We start from the raw sequence: 18,085 nt of genomic DNA on the forward strand, positions 1-18,085 counted from the left end.
CTGACCAGAATCACGCACCAAGTCTCACGTGCGTTCGACTTGAATTTTACCGCTTATGTGCTTCTATTTTTCAGCAGCTTCTGCAACTGCTTCTTCCAACTCTGCTTTTTTCACTACACCGTGTAGCCGTTTCACTTCTGCTCCATTTTTGAAAAAGATAAGCGTCGGTGTAGATGCCACCTGATATTTTTCTGCCAGATCTCTGTCATAAGCAATGTTTACTTTTCCCACATACACATTGTCGTGTGCTTCTTCCAGATCTGCAAGCAATGGTGAAATCCGTTTGCACGGAACACAGCTGTCGGAATAAAAATCTGCGACGGCCACACCTTCTGCCTGCAAAATCTTTGTATCAAAATTATCCTGACTGATTCGTTCTGCCATTTTCTTACTCCTCCACTTTTTTCACAAAAAGTGTATAAGTGCCATCTTCGTTATCCAGCAATTTCAGGATCTGATGTCCTTCCTCTTTGATGCTGCGTGGCACATTCTGCACCGGCTCGCCGTCATTCATGCGGACTGCAAGAATTTCTCCGTCGTCCAGTTCCTCTAATGCTACTTTTGCTTTTACAAATGTTACCGGGCATACCACATCTGTGATATCTACCTGATCATCAAACTGTATCTCACTCATTTTCATATGCCTCCCTGATTGCCTGTTCAAATTTGTCTGCGCCGACGCGGTCAATGGTGAATTTAAAACGCTCCCCTGCATTTGCATGGTCTGCGAAGAAATCGATGGCTGCGTCACAGACTTTCATTAATTTGTCATGATCTTCGATAAACGGAATGATCACATTTCCTTTATGGACGTGATTTCCGAAGGTTCCACCGAAAGATACGATATATCCGTGTGTCTCCTCGTATGCACTGGTCGGACATGATTTTGTACATCGTCCACAATAATTACATTTGGATTCATCTACCGTAATCTTGCCGTCCTCTAACGTAATTGCCTCAGTACGACAGGCTTTCACACAGACGCCACACTGAATACATGCATCCGGAATCCAGTTTACGCGAATCGCACCTTTGATTCCCACATCGTTTTCTTCTGCTTTTAAGCAGTTGTTCTGACATCCGGTGACACCGAATTTGAATTTATGCGGCAGATCGTGACCAAAATATCTCGCATCCAGCTCCTGTGCCAGCGCGTAGGTATCGATACATCCGCTCGGACAGACCGCAGCGCCCTGACAGGCTGTTACGGTACGGACACGCGGTCCGCAGACACCCGGAACAACGCCACCTTTTGCCAGTGCGTCTTTTACTTCGTCAATCTGCTCTAATTTGATAAATGGAATCTCCACTCCCTGACGGGAGGTGAGATGTACATATCCTTTTCCGTAAGTCTCTGCAACTTCTGAAACCACTGCCAGCTGTTTTGCCGTCAGGGTTCCGCCAACGACACGGATTCTCAGGGAAAAATTATTTTTCTGTTTCTGGCGCATAAAACCGCCTTTTTTTAAGGTTGCGTAATCAACTGCCATGACATTTCTCCTTTTTATTCAAGTCGAACCGTTTTTCTTTTGTCATTTTCTATACTATCTGTTCAGAGTTCTCTGCACAATCGTTTTTTGTAAAATTATCCGTTTCTTATATCGATTGTTACTCTGCTTCTTCATCCGCATGTGCGATTGCTTCGGTAAAATCTGCGATCAGATCTTTGGCGTCTTCAATTCCGACACTGACACGGATCAGATCATCGTATACACCTGCGGCATGCATCATTTCTTCGGTACTGTGAATGTAGATCGTAGAAGCCGGATGAATAACCAGCGTCCGCAGATCTCCGATATTTGTCGCAATATGTGCAAATTTCAAATGATTCATCAGACGATATGCCCGTTCCTTGCTGCCAACCCGAAGACTTAAGATCGCACCGCCATAACCGCCAAGCTGCTCTGTTGCCAGCTTCTGATAAGGAGAAGTCTCAAGCAGTGGATAATTAACAGTTACATCTGGCAGCTGTTCTAACGCTTTTACCAGCGCGTATGCGTTTTCACATTCCTTCTGTACCCGAAGTCCCATAGTCTCCAGACCTACGGTATTCAGATAAGCATTCATCGGAGCCATACAGGAACCAAAATTTCGTAACGTATCATTTTTCAACCGTGCGGTATACGCTGCCGGACCGAACTTTTTGTACTCTGCCAGCACCGGATAACGCTGAGGATTCCATCGGAATTTTCCACCATCCACGATCACACCACCGATGGAATTGCCGCTTCCGTTGATGTATTTTGAACTGGAATGAACCACAACATCCGCTCCCAGTTTTAATGGCCGGATCAGCAACGGTGTCGCTGTCGTGCTGTCTAAAATCAAAGGAACCTGATGCGTATGTACAAAAGCGGCTACCGCTGACACATCTATTACATCCAGTCCCGGATTGCTGATGACTTCACCAAACACGGCTCTCGTCTTGTCATTCAATAACGGAGTAATATTTTCTTCTGACAGATAAGGGATGTAATGCACCTGAATACCAAAATTCTGCAGATCCCGGAATACGTCGATCGTTCCGCCAAACACTCCGCTGCTGGCAATGATCTCATCTCCACTCTGTAAAATATTTAATAAAGAAAATACCACTGCACTTAAACCCGATGCACAAGCTGTTGCTGAAAAGCCGCCTTCCATCTCACAGATGCGCCGTTCAAACGCTGCCACCGTCGGATTTCCGATTCTGGTATAGGCAAAACCTGCTGCCCTGTTCTGACAGACCTTTTCCAATTGTTCTGATGTCTCGTAGGTATAAGCACTCACCTGACTGATGGATGGTAAGGTTGCTCCAAAGGAATACGCTCCCACCGATTTTCCGTGTAATAGTTGTGTATTAAAATTCATGTTCCTGTCCTTTCTTTCCTACAGTTATACAGAAATTTCTTCCAGTTTTCAAACCAAGATTGTGAAAACGTTTTTACTCCTATCGGGATAGTATGATTTAATGATGGATAATCTTTTTCCAACAACGAACAAATATTAATTATTTTTATACATTTTTTTAGATCGGATTTTTATTGTCTGTCAAAAAATATGTTCTACTTCTACGATTCGATTTCCCCACTTTTTCTTCCAGATCATCAGATATACGTTATATTCCACGGAATCCTGCGCTGTTGTGAAAGGTTCTTCCCTCACCAGTGTGACCTGCTTTCCCTGAGCTTCCAGCTCCATTTTACGCTGTGCTGCCTGCATCAGAATTTTCTCATATAACTGCTGTGATATTCCTCCGACTGCAGATACCGTTCTCTGCTCTGATGCTTTTGTATCATATACTTCTCTTTTTCCAATTTCTTCCTTCTTGAATTTGGAGTCTTCTGATTTAAGCTTTTCTGTTTTATAGGTACGCACCGGGTAACCTTCGCTTGCCAGCATCAGTTTTTCCATCAGCAGATCCACCACGACTCCATGACTAACCTTGTGGAGCATCCATGCAAGTAATCTGCTCATTGTTTTTCCATGATGCTTCCGATAAAATGCCAGCCACCGAAGCAGGCTGTAATCTCCGGCTTCCGATGACAGTTCTTCCATGATTGAAATGGCCTGTTCCGTCGGCTCCCACACATCCGCCATTGGCACGATATATTTCGCTGGGACTGCCGGATAACAGGCATAATTCAACGGTGGAAAATGTACCAATTCTGACAGCTTCCGCTCTTCCTCACTGGCTGCATCCGCTCCCAGATACTCACATTTTGTATGCAGAATCGCAATTCGGTACTCCAACTGCCGCAGATATTCATAGCCCTTCACCCAAAAATGTGCAAGATCTCCGTAACGGTACAGGTGTATCTCCACTTTTAAATTTTCAAAAAAAATTGTCACGACACTGTCACCCTGATGAACTACAAGTACATAAATACAGCTGTCCTCCGTATCTTCCCTGCTTAATTCTGCTTCCAGTTCGCCCTCATAATCCGGCTGATAGTGCCCGGTCATTCTGGCATTAACAAAGACCAAAAAACTTTCCACTGCGTCGTTCATCAGATAGACAAGACGGAGTTCTGATTTTGCGCCGTTCTTATCTGTATATATATCTTTCTGTATTATGCTTTCATTTTTATTTTCCGCTCTGTCTGCTTCTCCTTTTTCCTGTGCACCACAATTTTCATTATCTGATTTTTCTGGAAAAATCAATTCAAACTGATCCTGCCAGAGCAGTTCTTCCAGCATTTCAAAAGGATTCAATTCTGTCCTGAAATCATTCTTTTCCAACGTATATGTCCTCGTCTTCTTGTATTTCTTCTGGTATTATACTATTATTTCGGACAAAAAAACAGGATACCATCACTTCGTTTCTACAAAGTAACAGCATCCTGTTCTATTTCTCTTTTGTAATTTCTATCTCTTACTGTTCAACAATAAGACTCTGCTATCTCATCTGATAGCTTGTATGCAGCAATTCATGCGCTTTTTCAGATCCCGGTTCACCCAAGAATGATTCATAAACTTCTTTCACTACCGGATTCTCATGTGATTTTCTGATGGCACTACCTGCATCATTCTGGTATAACGCAGCGCCACGCATTTTCGGCACATCATTCAGTACTCTGGTTGCTGCGTTCTGATGTGGCTGTCCACCACCGTTTACACAGCCACCCGGGCAGGCCATCACTTCCACAAACTGATAATCTGCGGTACCGTTTTTAATTGCTGTCAGCAGCTGGTTTGCATTTGCCAGGCCGGATACAACAGCTACTTTTACAGTTGTTCCATTTACGTCCACGGATGCCTCTTTGATTCCATTCATGCCACGCACATCTGTGTACTCTAAAACAGTATCTTTTCCTGTCAGTTTCTCCACTGCAGTTCTCAGTGCAGCTTCCATAACACCACCGGTCACACCAAAGATAACAGCCGCTCCGGTACCAAATCCAAGCGGAAGATCAAATTTAGAATTCGGATTCATAGCCTCCAACTGGATTTCTGCATCTTTGAGCATCTGAGCCAGTTCATTTGTTGTGATGACAATATCTACATCCGGAACACCAGCTCCGCACTCATCCTCACGGGTAATCTCAAATTTCTTTGCGGTACACGGCATTACAGATACCATAACGATATTTTCTTTCGCAATGTGTTCCTGGTTTGCAAGGTATGTTTTTACAATTGCTCCCTGCATCTGATGCGGGGATTTACAGGAAGAAATATTCTCCAGCATATCCGGATAAAAATGCTCTGCATATTTGATCCAGCCCGGACAGCAGGAAGTAATCAACGGAAGTTCTCCATCGTTGTTCAGACGCTCGATCAGCTCATTGGACTCCTCCATGATGGTCAGATCCGCACCAAATTTTGTATCAAATACTTTGTCAAATCCAAGACGTCGAAGTGCCTCAGCCATTCTGCCTTCTACGTCTACACCGATCGGGAATTCGAAAGCTTCGCCAAGTGCCGCTCTGACAGCCGGCGCCACCTGAACAACCACGTATTTTTCCGGATCATTCAGTGCTTCTTTTACCTCATCCATCTGTGTCTTCTCTGTCAGTGCTCCAACCGGGCAGACTGCCACACACTGTCCACAGTTCACACAGCTTGCAGCTGCCAGTCCGGCCGGAGAAGCCGGTTCAATTTTTGCGTCCAGACCGTCACCGGTACATGCAATGGCAGATACAGCCTGCATTTTTGCACACACGTTGATGCATCGTTTGCATTTGATACATTTATTATTATCACGAATTAATACTTTCGAACTCAGATCCAGCTGTTCCAGATTGGTCTTTGGCAGATCCGGCTCATCGGTAAATCCATATTCTTTCAATAAGTCCTGCAGTTCACAGCTTGTGGAACGGAAACAATACAGACAGGATTTGTTGTGCTGCTCCAGAATTGCTGCCAGTGCTTTCTTTCTGGCTTCCATAACAGTCGGGGTTCTTGTCTGGATCTCCATGCCCTCTTTGATTCTGGTGGTAGATGCATTTACAATCTCCCCATCCACCTCTGCAATACAGACACCGGACTGATCCACATCCTGCACGCCTTTCAGATAGTAAAGTGTCGGAATTGACTGCTGCATAAACTCACGCTGCATTTTTAATGTTTCAAAGGAAGCATCGAGAATGGTGATTCCTTTTTTCATGGTATAATCATACCCGTTGATCTTGATATTCACTGTACTCACTCTTCGAACCTCCCCTTAACAGTTTGCATAAAATTCTGCTTCATCATATTCATCCGTATGTCCTTCCGGAATGATATAGCCCTGCGGACGCACCGGATATCTCCACATCGGAATATCTTCGGTAAATAATTCCATCTCACCATCTGCTCCCTGACGGATATTGATCCATTTCAGCCAGTTCTGATTATCTGTCTGAGGATAGTCCGCGCGGTAATGCGGATACATGATACCACGGGTTTCTTTTCTCATTTCCGCAGAACGGAAGATCATTTCCAGACAAAGGATCGTATCTGCTGCTTCCAGACATTTTGACAGAGAATGCGGATCATCAGCAGTCAGATGCGGTACGATTGCTTTCATCTTCTCGATATCAGCATACACTTTCCGAATCTCAGCCTCATCTTTCAGAATACATTTATGTACATCGAAAATATACGTCTCGATCATATCGTAAATCTCTTTGAAATGATGGGTATCTTCTCTGTGTAATGGAGCGTAAATTTTTTCTTTTAAAGCTGCCACCTGCTCCAGATCCAGTTCATCCCACTCTGCTTTTGCCGCATATGGTGCAATACTGTCACCGGCCATCATACCTGTAGTGGAAGCATTTCCAAGTCCGTCACCTCGAGTCCAGCCAAAATATGCATTTCCCTGTGTGGTTACTTTTCCAGGTGCCCAAAGTCCTTCTACATCTGTTTTTATTTCTTTATCTACTTTGATCGGTTCCACCTGAATAACTGTCTTGATTGTAGTATCTACTACTTCGCCCATAACACCCAGATTTTCCTGTGTTTTACTGAATACCAGATGTTCCCATGCCATTTTGTCACGGAACATTCGCTGGGTAGACTCATCCATATCTGTTCCGCCGATCATCATGCGGACTTCATCCGGATGCGCCAGATCTACTGTCAGCGGACCATTTCCAGCCGCTACTTCTTTTACCATGGCGTCAACCAGTGCAGGTGTTACTTCCCACTCCTTATGACCGATATATTTATCTGTCAGGTTCTCACCATTTTTATTGCAGATCATGTTAAATCCACCATAAATCGGTGTATTTGTTTTCTTAAATACAACGTCTACCTGTGTAGAAAATTCTACGTTTCGCATTAATGCGCCAACACGGTACATAGCACCGACACCGGTTCCATATCCCATAAATTCCAGACCGATTTTCTTAAAGTGACATCCCTGTGTTGCCATTGCCACTGCTTTTGCATGGAAGATCTTGCATTCCATATGATCCATATCAAAACCGATGGCTCCGATAACTTTTCCTTTTTTGTTGGTCAGAAGTTCAAAAATATTCACTCTGCTTAATAAACGAATGCCTAATTTCAATGCCATCTGACGCAACTGTGCACATACATTGATGGAAACACCGCCCATATCCAGTGCATCCGGGATAAACGGAAGCGGAGTAGCTTCGCCCTCTTCATTACAAGATGTGATAACACCACAATGTTTCATATAATCAATGTTATCTCTGTGATATACGAGATAATCTCTCAGGAACTCCTGGTCGTTTAAGAACGGGGTATGTGCATGCACCAGATATTCCAGTGCATTTTTTACACCATTCGGATGTTTGGATGTGGAACGGATTCCGTTTCCTGCTTTTGTAGCCTGTCCATTCCATCCGATAATACCTTTATCAATTACAAGGATATCAAGTGTCGGGTCATTTTCCTTTGCACGGATGGCCGTTACAAGGCCTGCCATACCGCCGCCAACAACGAGTATATCCGAAGTATATAATTCACCATAATCTTTGATATCTGCCATTATCTCTACCTCCTACTCGCCCTGCTTCTTCATCAGTTCCGCACTGTATTCCAACGGATCCACCTGAAGAGCGGAAATAACCTGAATATCAATGACATTGTTCAGACAATCCATCTCACACTGATAACACAATACACATTCATCCGGATATTTCGGATAAGCATATTTTTTTTCTTCATCCCACTGCCATACATTTTCCATACAACGGCGGATACATTTTTTACATCCACAGCAACGGTCTGTATCTATTACATAGCGGATACTCTGCTGCTGTCCCCTGTTTTCAACAATCATTCGTTTTTCCTCCATTCTTCTGTTTCCTATCGTTTTCCGATAAATTTATCACTGGAAAGTGCCATAAAGATCAATCCGATCACCAGTACTACAATATCAAAGATATACATACCCATAATATTGCCGGCAAAGAAACCTGTCATCATAACGCCGATACCAGCTCCGATTTCAAAAATTGTTCCAATTACCTGGTAACCTGCCGTATAATCCCAGCGTCCATATTTGCTGGCTACATAAGATGGCAGCAAATTACATAACGCACCCTGTGCAGCAAAAATAACAACACCGGAAATCCAGCAGAATGTCAAACCTTTTGGCATACCGAGTAATGCCACAAATCCGATAATAATAAATACGAAATATGCTACGAATGCTTTTTTTGTTCCGATTTTCTGATCTATAATACCAAAGATAAAACTTCCGACAATTCCCATGATTCCACCAACGGCGAAAATTGCAGCTGCCTGTGTATATGCGTATCCAATGGCCAGCATTGCCGGAATTGCGGATGCAATATAACTCATAACAGCCAAAAATGCGAGTGCTGAGCCAAGACCGATAAACCATGTATTTTTATCTTTTAATACTTTTCCAATTGTAAACGGACTCTTGTATTCTTTCATCATCTGTGCGATCTCAGCTCCGTTTACTGCATAGGTAGGGTCTCCATCCGGATATTCTCCGGCTTCCTCCGGGTTATTTTTTACACATATTGCGGTAATAATTGCCACAATAATCAGAATCACTGCGATAACTGTCATTCCTCCGCCAAGACCAAGCTTGCCAAGCAGTTTCGGCATCATCGGTACATACAGGAAGTTCATTGCCACAATACCCATCGTTGTAAATCCAAGTACGATACCTTTCTTTGTCGGCCACCAACTTGCTGTCAGTGTCATGCCACCGTTCTTCTCATAACCGCCGCCCAGGAATCCGATAATCAAAATGACAATCAGGAATAACGGTAAGCTCTTTGTCGTTCCAAATACGATCAGTAACAAAGCAGAAAGAATCAATGTCACTGTCGTAAGATTCTTAGCCCCTGTCTTTCTTACAACTCTTGCCAGAACCAATACACCGATTGCCTTTGCGATACAGGCTAAGCCGGATACTACGTTGATTACATTGACATCCCATCCTCTGATTTCTGAAAACATTGGGAATACCGTATTGTTATTTCCTCCGATAATACTTGTTCCGATCAGGAACAGGATTGCTGTGTAGATCATCATACCAATCTGTTTTGGACCGTGCCAACTGTGTTTTTTTGCCTCCATACCAAATCTCCTTTTTCTTTTTTTGATACCTTTAGTATAGAGTGTTTTAACTGCCAGTATCTCATAGTATTCTGTTGAAAAAAATTGTCATTTTTCTACACTAGTATAGAAAGATTTTTCTATTCTCTCTTTTGAATTAAAACTGACATTCGCAATCCGCTTTCGCTGCTTGCTCATGAACGCAGTCGCTTTGCAACCTGCGTTCAAAATGCAGAAAAACCGCCACATTCGCGACGGTTTTTCTCTGACTTTAGGTATATTAAAAATTAAGTGTTTTGCAATATTGTTCTATTATGTATCTTTATGCTTTCTTATATGGAATCAACATGATCAGTCCTGCTCCGATAATGTCAATTACAATAAATACAACATATGGCAGTGTAAAACTTCCTCCGGAAACTTTCAGCAGCATAGCCATCAGGATAAATGCCAGTGTACGCACAACGTTTGCCAGCGGGTAAATGATACTGTTGGCCGACATAAACCCATCTCTTCCGAATACGGAAATGATCATAGAAGCCAGAAGGTTCAGAAGTCCTCCGATTCCAAGTCCGGCAAAAATACATCCAAGCCATACACATACAATGTTAAAGGATGTGATCAGCAATACCAGTGCAGCCACATAGGAAAATGCAAATACAATGGAAATGCTCTTTGTTCCGAATTTGGAATCCAGCCATCCCCAGAGATAACTTCCCGGGATTGCAATAATAGAAGTAATTGACATAAAGGTCAGTGCCTCTGCATTTGTATATCCTACGGACATCATACGTGGTACAAACTGTGAAATGATTCCAACCAGAACCATCCATAAAAATCCATAACCAAATACGATCAACCAGGTGTTTTTGTTTTTCAAAATATTTTTAATAGAATATTTCTCGTTATCCAGTACCAGCTCCTGCGTGGAAACTGTCTCATCCAGTTCCATATTGTCCGGAAGACAGTTCACATCTGCCGGTTCATTTTTCGCCCAGAAAAATGTGATAATTCCTACGATAACTGCCAATACTCCAAAGATAACAAATGCTGTACGGATTCCTTTTGTTGCAAGCAATACAGCAAATCCGGCAACAAACGCACTGGAACTGATCGGTGCACCCATGGTGGCCCATCCAAGTGCAATTCCTTTTTTACGCGGAAACCAGTTTGCGATAAAAGCCGGGCATGCCGCGGTACCGAAGCCGGACGCAAAGAAACAGATCAGCATCAGATCAATGGTATATAACGCAACCGATGGAACCATTCCAAGCAGTGCATACAGCACTCCTGTAATGATCAATGTCACTGCTGACATATTTTTCGGTTTCGTCTTAATAACCAGACGGCCAAAAACAAATCCTCCAACCAGTCCGACAAGACCTGCTGGTGTAGCAACAGAAAGCAACGTATTTGCATCCCATCCGTGAGCCTCAGCAAAGGCAGACGGAATCAGATTCATTCCATCTGTTGTAATCGCTGCGTAAAAGAAGTAAAGGATCATCGTGTAGAAGATCATACTCCAGCCCCAGCCGCCAAAACGGTTATCCGTTAAGCTTTTTGATAGTTTTTTTGTTTCCATAATTCACCCTTTCTTTCTTTTATCTGTCTTTCAAAATATGTTTTTCGTTTTTCAAATACAAATCTTTTCTCTGTTTTGTATCTTTATACACTTTAAAACATCATTTTCACCAAAAAGGAATTTTCCCCGTTATGTACACCTCTCAGGTACATAACATCTTCTTCCCAGACATACTGAAGTTTTACGTTTTCCCCTTCCCGCAATTCCTTTGCATACTGTACCCAAATATTTTTCGGTTTGTGCTCTGCATAGAAGTCTTCATCCATCAGTGCTTCTGTCCAGTCCAGATATCTGGAATTGTTCAGATGGCCATTATAGTCAATTTCCTCTGTTGATACCGTTCGCAACAGCTGGTTTCTGTATTCCTTTGGAAACTTCTGCTGCAGCTTCGGCAGATTCGGTTCCCCGGCAATAATGACCGGATTCATGATCTTCATTTCTTCCGGCTGTGCTGCCACCGTTCTGGTATTCTGATCCATCAGCAGGAACAGCGAAGATGTCGCCATTAATGGTTCTCCTGCTTCTGTGTACATCGCATAAATTCTGGAATACAGATTCACTTTATTTTTTCCCGGCCAGATACGTAAGATTACCTTTTCACCCTTAGTCGGTAAACGTTCCAGTTCAATGTTTGTCCAGGAAATCACCCAGCTCATCCCTTTGGCAAGTAACTCCTCCCCGGTAAGACCTGCCTCCTGATCAAAATGGATTTCCGTAATACGCTGCATCTGACGTGCCAGTGAGCCAATGCTCATACGGCCGTCTGAATTTGTCATTTCATCTGAAATTTCAAACATTATTTGGCAGACACCTTTCGTATGTTCTGCCGTAAACACCGGTACTCCCATATTTCTCACCTCCGCCTGTATCATTGTATTTTTATTCTTTATCCCATGGGAAACCATTCCATACTGGTTTTCCTGTGTATGTTTTTGCTTCCTCGTCTCCCTTCAGGACACGGATTGCGCCAAATCCAAGTGCTTCTGTCTCGAAGCTTCCTGCATAGTTATAAATTGGTGCGATCCAGGAAATATATTCAGCCAGTTTATCGCAAAGTTCCGTATCTCTTGCCATGCCGCCTGTCAGAAGAATAGCATCTACTTTTCCTTTTAATGCACCAGCCATCATAGCTGTCCATTTTCCCATGGAATAAATCATGGTATTGTATACAAGCTCCGCTTTTTTGTCACCATTTGCGATCATTGCTTTTACTTCGCGCAGGTCATCGGTGCCACACCATGCAAGTAATCCGCCTTTGCTGGAAGCATAATCTTTTGCTTCATCCGGTGAAATACCTTTTTTGATGCATTTGATGACATCATCCACACATAAATCGCCGGAACGATTTGGTGAAATTGGTCCCTGACCGTCACCTGCTCGGTTTCCGTCAATCATTTTTCCTTTTTCGTGTGCAGTAATGCTGGTACCACCACCCAGATGCAGGATGATATAATTGCAGTCTTCATATTTTTTGCCCATCAGCTCACTGTGATGGATTGCCACCTGTTTCTGATTCAACGGATGAGATTTTGCCGGACGGTAAATGCCCGGGATACCGGTCACTCGAGCCATGTCACAGAGTTCATCTGTCGGCATTGGATTTACAAAAAATGCCGGAATATTTAACTCCTGACCAAGTTTATAACTCATAATGATTCCAAGGCTGGCCGGATGACGGATACCTCCTACATCATTTTTTGCATGTTCATAGGCAAGTTCATCGATTTTATATGTTCCTCCGGCACATGGATATAAGCCAACACCACGACCTGCTACAGCATCCAGATCAGAAAGAGCAATCCCTTCCTCCTCCAGCGCTTTACGGATCATTGCCATACGGATTGGTTCCTGATCTGCAAAAGTTTTACACTCTGCAAAATCTTCTTTGTGATGATCTACCTCACGGTTTACAATCACTTTATCGCCTTTTACCACACCCATTTTCGTACTGGATGAGCCTGGATTGATCGTTAATACAGTAAATTCTTTCATGAATGATATTCTCCTTTTTTATTTTCCTGCCATAACTGCCAGCAATGCAATATTGTTATAAAGTTCGACATCTGTATCACTTCTGGAGCAGTCAAGAATCGGCAGGCGGAATCCCTGATAGATTGGTCCATACACCTGCACATTATTTGCCAGACGCTGCACCAGTTTTGATCCGATATTGCATCCTGCTGCATCCGGGAAAATCAGTACATTAGCATGTCCTGCTACGGCACTTTCTCTTTTTACTTTTTTCTCTCCGACTCTCGCATCCACTGCTGCATCTGCCTGGAATTCTCCGTCAATTTTCAGATCCGGTCTCAGCTGCTGTGCCAGTGCTACAGCTTCACGCACTTTTTTTACCGGTTCGCTCAGTCCGCCTGATCCATCTGTGGAGAATGACAGAAAGGCACATTTTGCTTCTGTTCCAGTCAATGTCTCGAATGTCTCGCAGGAAGAAATTGCGATTCCGGCATGCTGTTCCACTGTCGGCTGAATGCAGACAGCTCCGTCAGACATACCGATCAGGTTACCCTGATCTCCGGCAAATCCTTCAATCTCTTCAATGAGAAGTCCGGAAGCTGTTGGACAGTTTGGCTGCATTCCGATAATACTTTTTGCAGCCAGTACAAACTCATATGTTGTTGTATCTACTCCGGCCAGTGTTCCGTCTGCTTCTCCCACAGCCTGAAGCAGAGTTGCCAGATACAGTGGGTGGTCGATTCTTTTCTTTACAAAACTCGTTGGCATAGCTTTATCCGGAGAATTATTATATCTATCCAGTAATTCTTCTTTATAAGCTGTATCATTCACATCTACCACACGGATTCCTGACACATCCACACCGGCTTTTCCGGCCGTTGCTGTTACATCTTCCGGATTTCCAACCAGAATGATATTTGCGATTCCGTCTGCTGTTGCTTTTGCTGCTGCTTTGATCATATATTCATTTGTTACTTCCGGAATTGCAATGGTTTTTACATTTTTCTTTGCTTTATCATAAATAGAATTCATGAACTGAAATGCCATTTTTTTACGCTCCTTTTTTTGAAATTTGGAGAAAGCCACCGTATTTGCAGCGACTTTCTCCGACATTTGGTTTTGATGTACAGTGAAATCTTTTGCAATGAAAATATTCTGACCAGATTTCCAGCGTACACCCAGGTATTCAGGTTAGGTATTATATAAGGTTATTGAAAATTACTTGTTTATAATCTTTCCCGTACAACGGCAACAAAATCTCCAATTGTATTCAGGTTACTTGCTTCCTGAATTTCAATTGTTACATTCAACTGATCCTCAATAGTGGAAATCATGACGATCATCTTCATGGATTCATTGGATAAATCCTCTCGAATGTCGGTTGCCAGTGTAATGCCGGATGCATCTACACCGTAGGCATCTGCTGCTGCTTCGATAACAGCTTTTGCCACATCATCCAGTTCTTCGGATGACTGCGCTGCTGTCGCTGTATCAGAATTATTTGCTACCGGTGCATTCGAAGCAATTGTCTCTTCACCCAGACGTTCTTTTACTACATTTACAAAATCAGCAATTGTATTCAGGTTACTTGCTTCCTGAATTTCAATTGTTACATTCAGCTGATCCTCAATGGTTGAGATCATGACGATCATCTTCATGGATTCATTAGATAAATCCTCGCGAATGTCGGTTGCCAGTGTAATAGATGCTGCATCTACTCCATACGCATCTGCTGCCGCCTCAATAACGGTCTGTGTGGTTGCATCATTACTCAGATCTACCGTTGCAGTTGCTGTTGCAGTTTTTGTCTCTTCTTTCTTTGGTTCCGGTGCTTTAATTTCCGGAATCTTTTTAAATCCGTTATCTTCCACCAGTTCCCAGGCTACAACTTTCATATCTTCATCCTGGAACAGTAACGGTTTTACTTCTACTTCATGCTCCTGAATATACTGATCAAATTCTTCGTATTTGTCATAATCTACATGCAGCAAACTTGCATTAAACGGATCCATACCAGGTACTTCAATCTCTACTGCAAAGTAATCTCCCTGTGTGTTACGGAATTCCGGATCACCAAATGCACCTTTTGTCGGAAGTGCCTGCTTTACAATACCACGCATATTTGTCAGATCCACCCACTCGGTATCCAGACCTCCGCACTCGTTACAGCACAGATAAGGAGGAAACTCGATATGTCCGCATCTGGTACATTTTCTTCCCAGAATGGTTCCTTCTTCCAAAGCATCATAATAAGTTTTTACAATTGGTTTTAAATCATATTTTGTCATTTTAACCATCGTCCTCCTCTCCTACTTTCTCTCCATCATGATATTCAATACGTTCTGGCTTCCGCCAAATCCACGGAGCATTGCGTGTTTTACATCATGATGAACCTGTGTTGCACCTGCATCTCCTCGCATCTGGTGAACTGCCTCATACACATCATGTAATCCGGAAGCACCTGCTGCATGACCATACTGGCAACGGCCACCGTTTGTATTGATCGGACGGTCTCCATCATAAGCAATACGGCCTTCTTTTGTATACTGCCAGCCTTCACCCTTCGGCAGATATTCACACATCTCGGCAGACAGGAATTCAGACTGATTGTAGAAATCATTTGCAAGGAAGATATCCATATCCGCACCTGTCAGTCCGGTCAGTTCTTTTACCTGACGATATGCATTCTGTGTTGCATACATCTCATTTCTCGGGTTTCCAGCCTCCACATTAGAATGACCGATACCAAGAATCTCAATCGGATGATCGGTATATTTATAAGCCAGTTCTGTCGGGCATACAATAATTGCTGCTGCACCGTCACAACGCTGTTCAAAGTGAGAACCTCTCATATATTTTCCAATTAATGGATTGAATTTGGAATGCAGATACTCATAAGCGGAATCCATACCGTTTGTTGCTGCAAGTTCCTCATATGTATTATTGGTAATGGTACTCAACGGATTTAATGCTGCTGCACGACGGCAGTTGACAGATAAAGCAGTCATCATTGCATCCACATCCTCTTCGCTGATTCCATTCTCTTTTACATAATAATCCAGCCAGGATTCAGAGTTAAATGGCAGAGAACCACGGGTAAATAAGGTATAATCTCTGCACTGAGTAGAAGCCAGTACATCATGGAAGATCGCATCTGTACCGAAACGACGTTTTGTTACCACTCTGGTCGGGTATGCGATGGAATATGGTGTCTCGATACAACCACTCAGAACCATGTCATATTCACCGGAAGCAACTAATGCAACGGCTGTCTCCACGCCCACATAACCGGTTGCACATGCTTCACTGTGATGATAGGAGCCTTTTCCTTTCATTCCGATCCAGTTTGCCACATGCATGTTTGGAGTTGCCAGGTTACTGGTCCATCCCGGTCCGGCCTGTCCATGGATATAAAATTCCACATCACTGCCATCGACTCCGGCATCTTTCATGGCATCCCGCGCTGCATATGCAAAAAGTTCCTGCTCATTCATACCATCTACGGACGGATCATCCAAAATACGGACAAACGGAGTTGCACCTACGCCAATGATGGAAACGCTTCTTTTAAACGGTTTTAATTTCGGAAGATTATCATTAAAGCTCATTTTTCATTCTCCTTTTTATCAATTTTTACAGTTCACAATAACTATCTCTGCTGATTACATTGTATAAAAAATATGACTCACTTTTTTTGTATGATATCTGCGAAATATACAAGTGTTTTTCTACACTAATGTAGAATAAGTGTTTTTACATTGCTTATTATTTCGTGTATAATAAAGGACAGACAGAGGAGGACTTGAAATGTACATAGGGTTAAAACAAATTCAATATCAGTTGGGAGACTATTCCACACTGCTGACTTCATCCGATGGTATACATGCCCTGACTGGATGGAATAAACTATATGATGCGCCGCAGCCACTGACCATCCATTTACTGTATACATGCACCTATACACCGGAACTGCTCTCTTTCCCATTTATTCAGGATATACATCTTTTATGTATTGTTCCTGAGGATATCAATATGGATATACTGAACAGTCAGTTCCCGGATTTTGTAAGTGTCTTATTTGTGCAATGTAATAATCCCGAAAAAATCTATGGTCTTTTGCAAAGCTATTACACTATTCAGTGCGGTGTTGGATTTTACGGTTCTACACTCCTCGATTTTCTGGCTTTTGATAACGGATTACAGCCAGCCATCGACTATTCTTACCGGGTATTTGGAAATCCGGTATTTGTTTTTGATGCAAATTATAATCTGATCGCAGCTCCCTTTGAAAAACTAAAAGATCAGAATTTTACGGATCGTACACTGGAGAAAAAAGGATTTACCGATCAGGATTTTAAAATGGTCAGCCGACAGAATAATATCCATGAACGGGTAAAAAGAAGTGAACTCCCAATCCATGCTTTCAATGAAGAACTCGGTTATGAACAGCTTTACTGTTCCATTAACACAAGCAAAGATCTCGGTCATATTGTCGTTTCAGCCATCAATAAACCACTGGAACCGATTGATACTGAATTTCTGCTGATTTTAAAAAAATATATCAATGAGCAGATCATAAAAGATGCATTCATTCAGAATGCGCGTGGATTTAACTATGAATATTTTATCCGTGATCTGTTGGATCGCAAAATTGCCGCAGACCGTTCTTCTATTACACATATGAATTATGTAAAGGATGATTTCAACGGCAACAATTACTGTATCGTCATCGAAATTGCAAGAAGTCAGGAAACCGTCAATGCACGTCATGTCCGAAACATGCTGGAGAGCCGGATTCCATATCTGAAAACAGTTATTTACAATGGTCAGCTCATTGCCATCATTACGATTCCGACCAATCAGTTGCTTCCACCAGAGTATATAGATACCCTGAAAAAGCTCTGTCAGGAAAATGGGCTTTTTGCCGGTATGAGCAACTGTTTCCAGGATATTTTGAATATTGAAGAATACTACAATCAGGCATTACGCTCCATTGAACTTGGTACATGCAAGGAACATTCACCCAACCTGTTTTCCTACCAAAATTATTATCTGGAACATATGCTG

General features: G+C 42.7%; 16 protein-coding genes. 1 reads left to right on the forward strand and 15 read right to left on the reverse strand.

Annotated features, from left to right (window positions below):
• Nucleotides 1-63: 63 nt before the first annotated feature.
• The 15 genes from LG34_RS06950 to LG34_RS07020 all read right to left on the reverse strand — a co-directional run bounded on the left by LG34_RS06950 (nucleotide 64) and on the right by LG34_RS07020 (nucleotide 16,626).
• Nucleotides 64-384 (reverse strand): thioredoxin family protein, encoded by a 321-nt coding sequence (locus LG34_RS06950; protein WP_109215456.1) that lies wholly within the window; start codon nucleotides 382-384, stop codon nucleotides 64-66.
• A gap of 4 nt (nucleotides 385-388) precedes the next feature.
• Nucleotides 389-634: a sulfurtransferase TusA family protein gene (locus tag LG34_RS06955; protein ID WP_109215457.1), complete on the reverse strand. Its 246-nt coding sequence runs from the start codon at nucleotides 632-634 to the stop codon at nucleotides 389-391.
• Nucleotides 627-1,490 carry a 4Fe-4S binding protein gene (locus tag LG34_RS06960; RefSeq protein WP_109215458.1) on the reverse strand — a complete coding sequence of 288 codons (864 nt, stop codon included), beginning with the start codon at nucleotides 1,488-1,490 and terminating at the stop codon, nucleotides 627-629. Before LG34_RS06960 ends, LG34_RS06955 begins: the two co-directional genes overlap by 8 nt.
• Before the next feature lie 118 nt (nucleotides 1,491-1,608).
• Nucleotides 1,609-2,850, reverse strand: a complete 1,242-nt coding sequence (locus tag LG34_RS06965) for a PLP-dependent transferase (RefSeq protein WP_109215459.1) — start codon at nucleotides 2,848-2,850, stop codon at nucleotides 1,609-1,611.
• Nucleotides 2,851-3,030: 180 nt separating this feature from the next.
• Nucleotides 3,031-4,221 carry a DUF3878 family protein gene (locus tag LG34_RS06970; RefSeq protein WP_242979823.1) on the reverse strand — a complete coding sequence of 397 codons (1,191 nt, stop codon included), beginning with the start codon at nucleotides 4,219-4,221 and terminating at the stop codon, nucleotides 3,031-3,033.
• Nucleotides 4,222-4,378: 157 nt separating this feature from the next.
• On the reverse strand, nucleotides 4,379-6,127 hold the full coding sequence (locus LG34_RS06975) for an NADH-dependent [FeFe] hydrogenase, group A6 (protein WP_109215460.1): 1,749 nt from the start codon (nucleotides 6,125-6,127) through the stop codon (nucleotides 4,379-4,381).
• A 15-nt stretch (nucleotides 6,128-6,142) separates the two neighbouring features.
• Nucleotides 6,143-7,915, reverse strand: a complete 1,773-nt coding sequence (locus LG34_RS06980) for an FAD-dependent oxidoreductase (protein ID WP_109215461.1) — start codon at nucleotides 7,913-7,915, stop codon at nucleotides 6,143-6,145.
• Nucleotides 7,916-7,927: 12 nt separating this feature from the next.
• The gene (locus LG34_RS06985; protein ID WP_146190201.1) at nucleotides 7,928-8,209 is read right to left on the reverse strand and encodes a 4Fe-4S dicluster domain-containing protein; all 282 of its coding nucleotides are present in this window, start codon (nucleotides 8,207-8,209) and stop codon (nucleotides 7,928-7,930) included.
• A gap of 26 nt (nucleotides 8,210-8,235) precedes the next feature.
• Complete coding sequence (locus tag LG34_RS06990; RefSeq protein WP_109215463.1) at nucleotides 8,236-9,486, reverse strand: MFS transporter; 1,251 nt, start codon at nucleotides 9,484-9,486, stop codon at nucleotides 8,236-8,238.
• Nucleotides 9,487-9,787: 301 nt separating this feature from the next.
• The gene (locus LG34_RS06995) at nucleotides 9,788-11,047 is read right to left on the reverse strand and encodes an MFS transporter (protein ID WP_109215464.1); all 1,260 of its coding nucleotides are present in this window, start codon (nucleotides 11,045-11,047) and stop codon (nucleotides 9,788-9,790) included.
• Between the two features lie 92 nt (nucleotides 11,048-11,139).
• On the reverse strand, nucleotides 11,140-11,895 hold the full coding sequence (locus LG34_RS07000; RefSeq protein WP_181369314.1) for an acyl-[acyl-carrier-protein] thioesterase: 756 nt from the start codon (nucleotides 11,893-11,895) through the stop codon (nucleotides 11,140-11,142).
• A gap of 31 nt (nucleotides 11,896-11,926) precedes the next feature.
• Nucleotides 11,927-13,039 (reverse strand): butyrate kinase, encoded by a 1,113-nt coding sequence (gene buk / locus LG34_RS07005; protein ID WP_109215466.1) that lies wholly within the window; start codon nucleotides 13,037-13,039, stop codon nucleotides 11,927-11,929.
• 18 nt (nucleotides 13,040-13,057) lie between these two features.
• On the reverse strand, nucleotides 13,058-14,065 hold the full coding sequence (locus LG34_RS07010) for a phosphate acyltransferase (protein WP_109215467.1): 1,008 nt from the start codon (nucleotides 14,063-14,065) through the stop codon (nucleotides 13,058-13,060).
• Between the two features lie 179 nt (nucleotides 14,066-14,244).
• Nucleotides 14,245-15,315, reverse strand: coding sequence for a phosphopantetheine-binding protein (locus LG34_RS07015; protein WP_109215468.1), 1,071 nt, complete (start codon nucleotides 15,313-15,315; stop codon nucleotides 14,245-14,247).
• Between the two features lie 12 nt (nucleotides 15,316-15,327).
• A complete protein-coding gene (locus LG34_RS07020; protein ID WP_109215469.1) occupies nucleotides 15,328-16,626 on the reverse strand; it encodes a thiolase family protein in 1,299 nt (432 codons plus the stop codon).
• Nucleotides 16,627-16,825: 199 nt separating this feature from the next.
• Here LG34_RS07020 and LG34_RS07025 point away from each other — a divergent pair.
• The coding region (locus tag LG34_RS07025; RefSeq protein ID WP_109215470.1) for a hypothetical protein at nucleotides 16,826-18,085 on the forward strand (1,260 nt) is incomplete at its 3' end.

It is taken from the genome of Eubacterium ramulus, assembly GCF_003122485.1.
Lineage (GTDB): Bacteria > Bacillota > Clostridia > Lachnospirales > Lachnospiraceae > Eubacterium_I > Eubacterium_I ramulus_A.

Bases quoted from the DNA above. Each gene is read 5' to 3' on its own strand.
- LG34_RS06950 (WP_109215456.1), bottom strand. From the start codon at position 384: ATGGCAGAACGAATCAGTCAGGATAATTTTGATACAAAGATTTTGCAG.
- LG34_RS06955 (WP_109215457.1), bottom strand. From the start codon at position 634: ATGAGTGAGATACAGTTTGATGATCAGGTAGATATCACAGATGTGGTA.
- LG34_RS06960 (WP_109215458.1), bottom strand. From the start codon at position 1,490: ATGGCAGTTGATTACGCAACCTTAAAAAAAGGCGGTTTTATGCGCCAG.
- LG34_RS06965 (WP_109215459.1), bottom strand. From the start codon at position 2,850: ATGAATTTTAATACACAACTATTACACGGAAAATCGGTGGGAGCGTAT.
- LG34_RS06980 (WP_109215461.1), bottom strand. From the start codon at position 7,915: ATGGCAGATATCAAAGATTATGGTGAATTATATACTTCGGATATACTC.
- LG34_RS06985 (WP_146190201.1), bottom strand. From the start codon at position 8,209: ATGATTGTTGAAAACAGGGGACAGCAGCAGAGTATCCGCTATGTAATA.
- LG34_RS06990 (WP_109215463.1), bottom strand. From the start codon at position 9,486: ATGGAGGCAAAAAAACACAGTTGGCACGGTCCAAAACAGATTGGTATG.
- LG34_RS06995 (WP_109215464.1), bottom strand. From the start codon at position 11,047: ATGGAAACAAAAAAACTATCAAAAAGCTTAACGGATAACCGTTTTGGC.
- LG34_RS07000 (WP_181369314.1), bottom strand. From the start codon at position 11,895: ATGGGAGTACCGGTGTTTACGGCAGAACATACGAAAGGTGTCTGCCAA.
- buk (WP_109215466.1), bottom strand. From the start codon at position 13,039: ATGAAAGAATTTACTGTATTAACGATCAATCCAGGCTCATCCAGTACG.
- LG34_RS07010 (WP_109215467.1), bottom strand. From the start codon at position 14,065: ATGGCATTTCAGTTCATGAATTCTATTTATGATAAAGCAAAGAAAAAT.
- LG34_RS07015 (WP_109215468.1), bottom strand. From the start codon at position 15,315: ATGGTTAAAATGACAAAATATGATTTAAAACCAATTGTAAAAACTTAT.
- LG34_RS07020 (WP_109215469.1), bottom strand. From the start codon at position 16,626: ATGAGCTTTAATGATAATCTTCCGAAATTAAAACCGTTTAAAAGAAGC.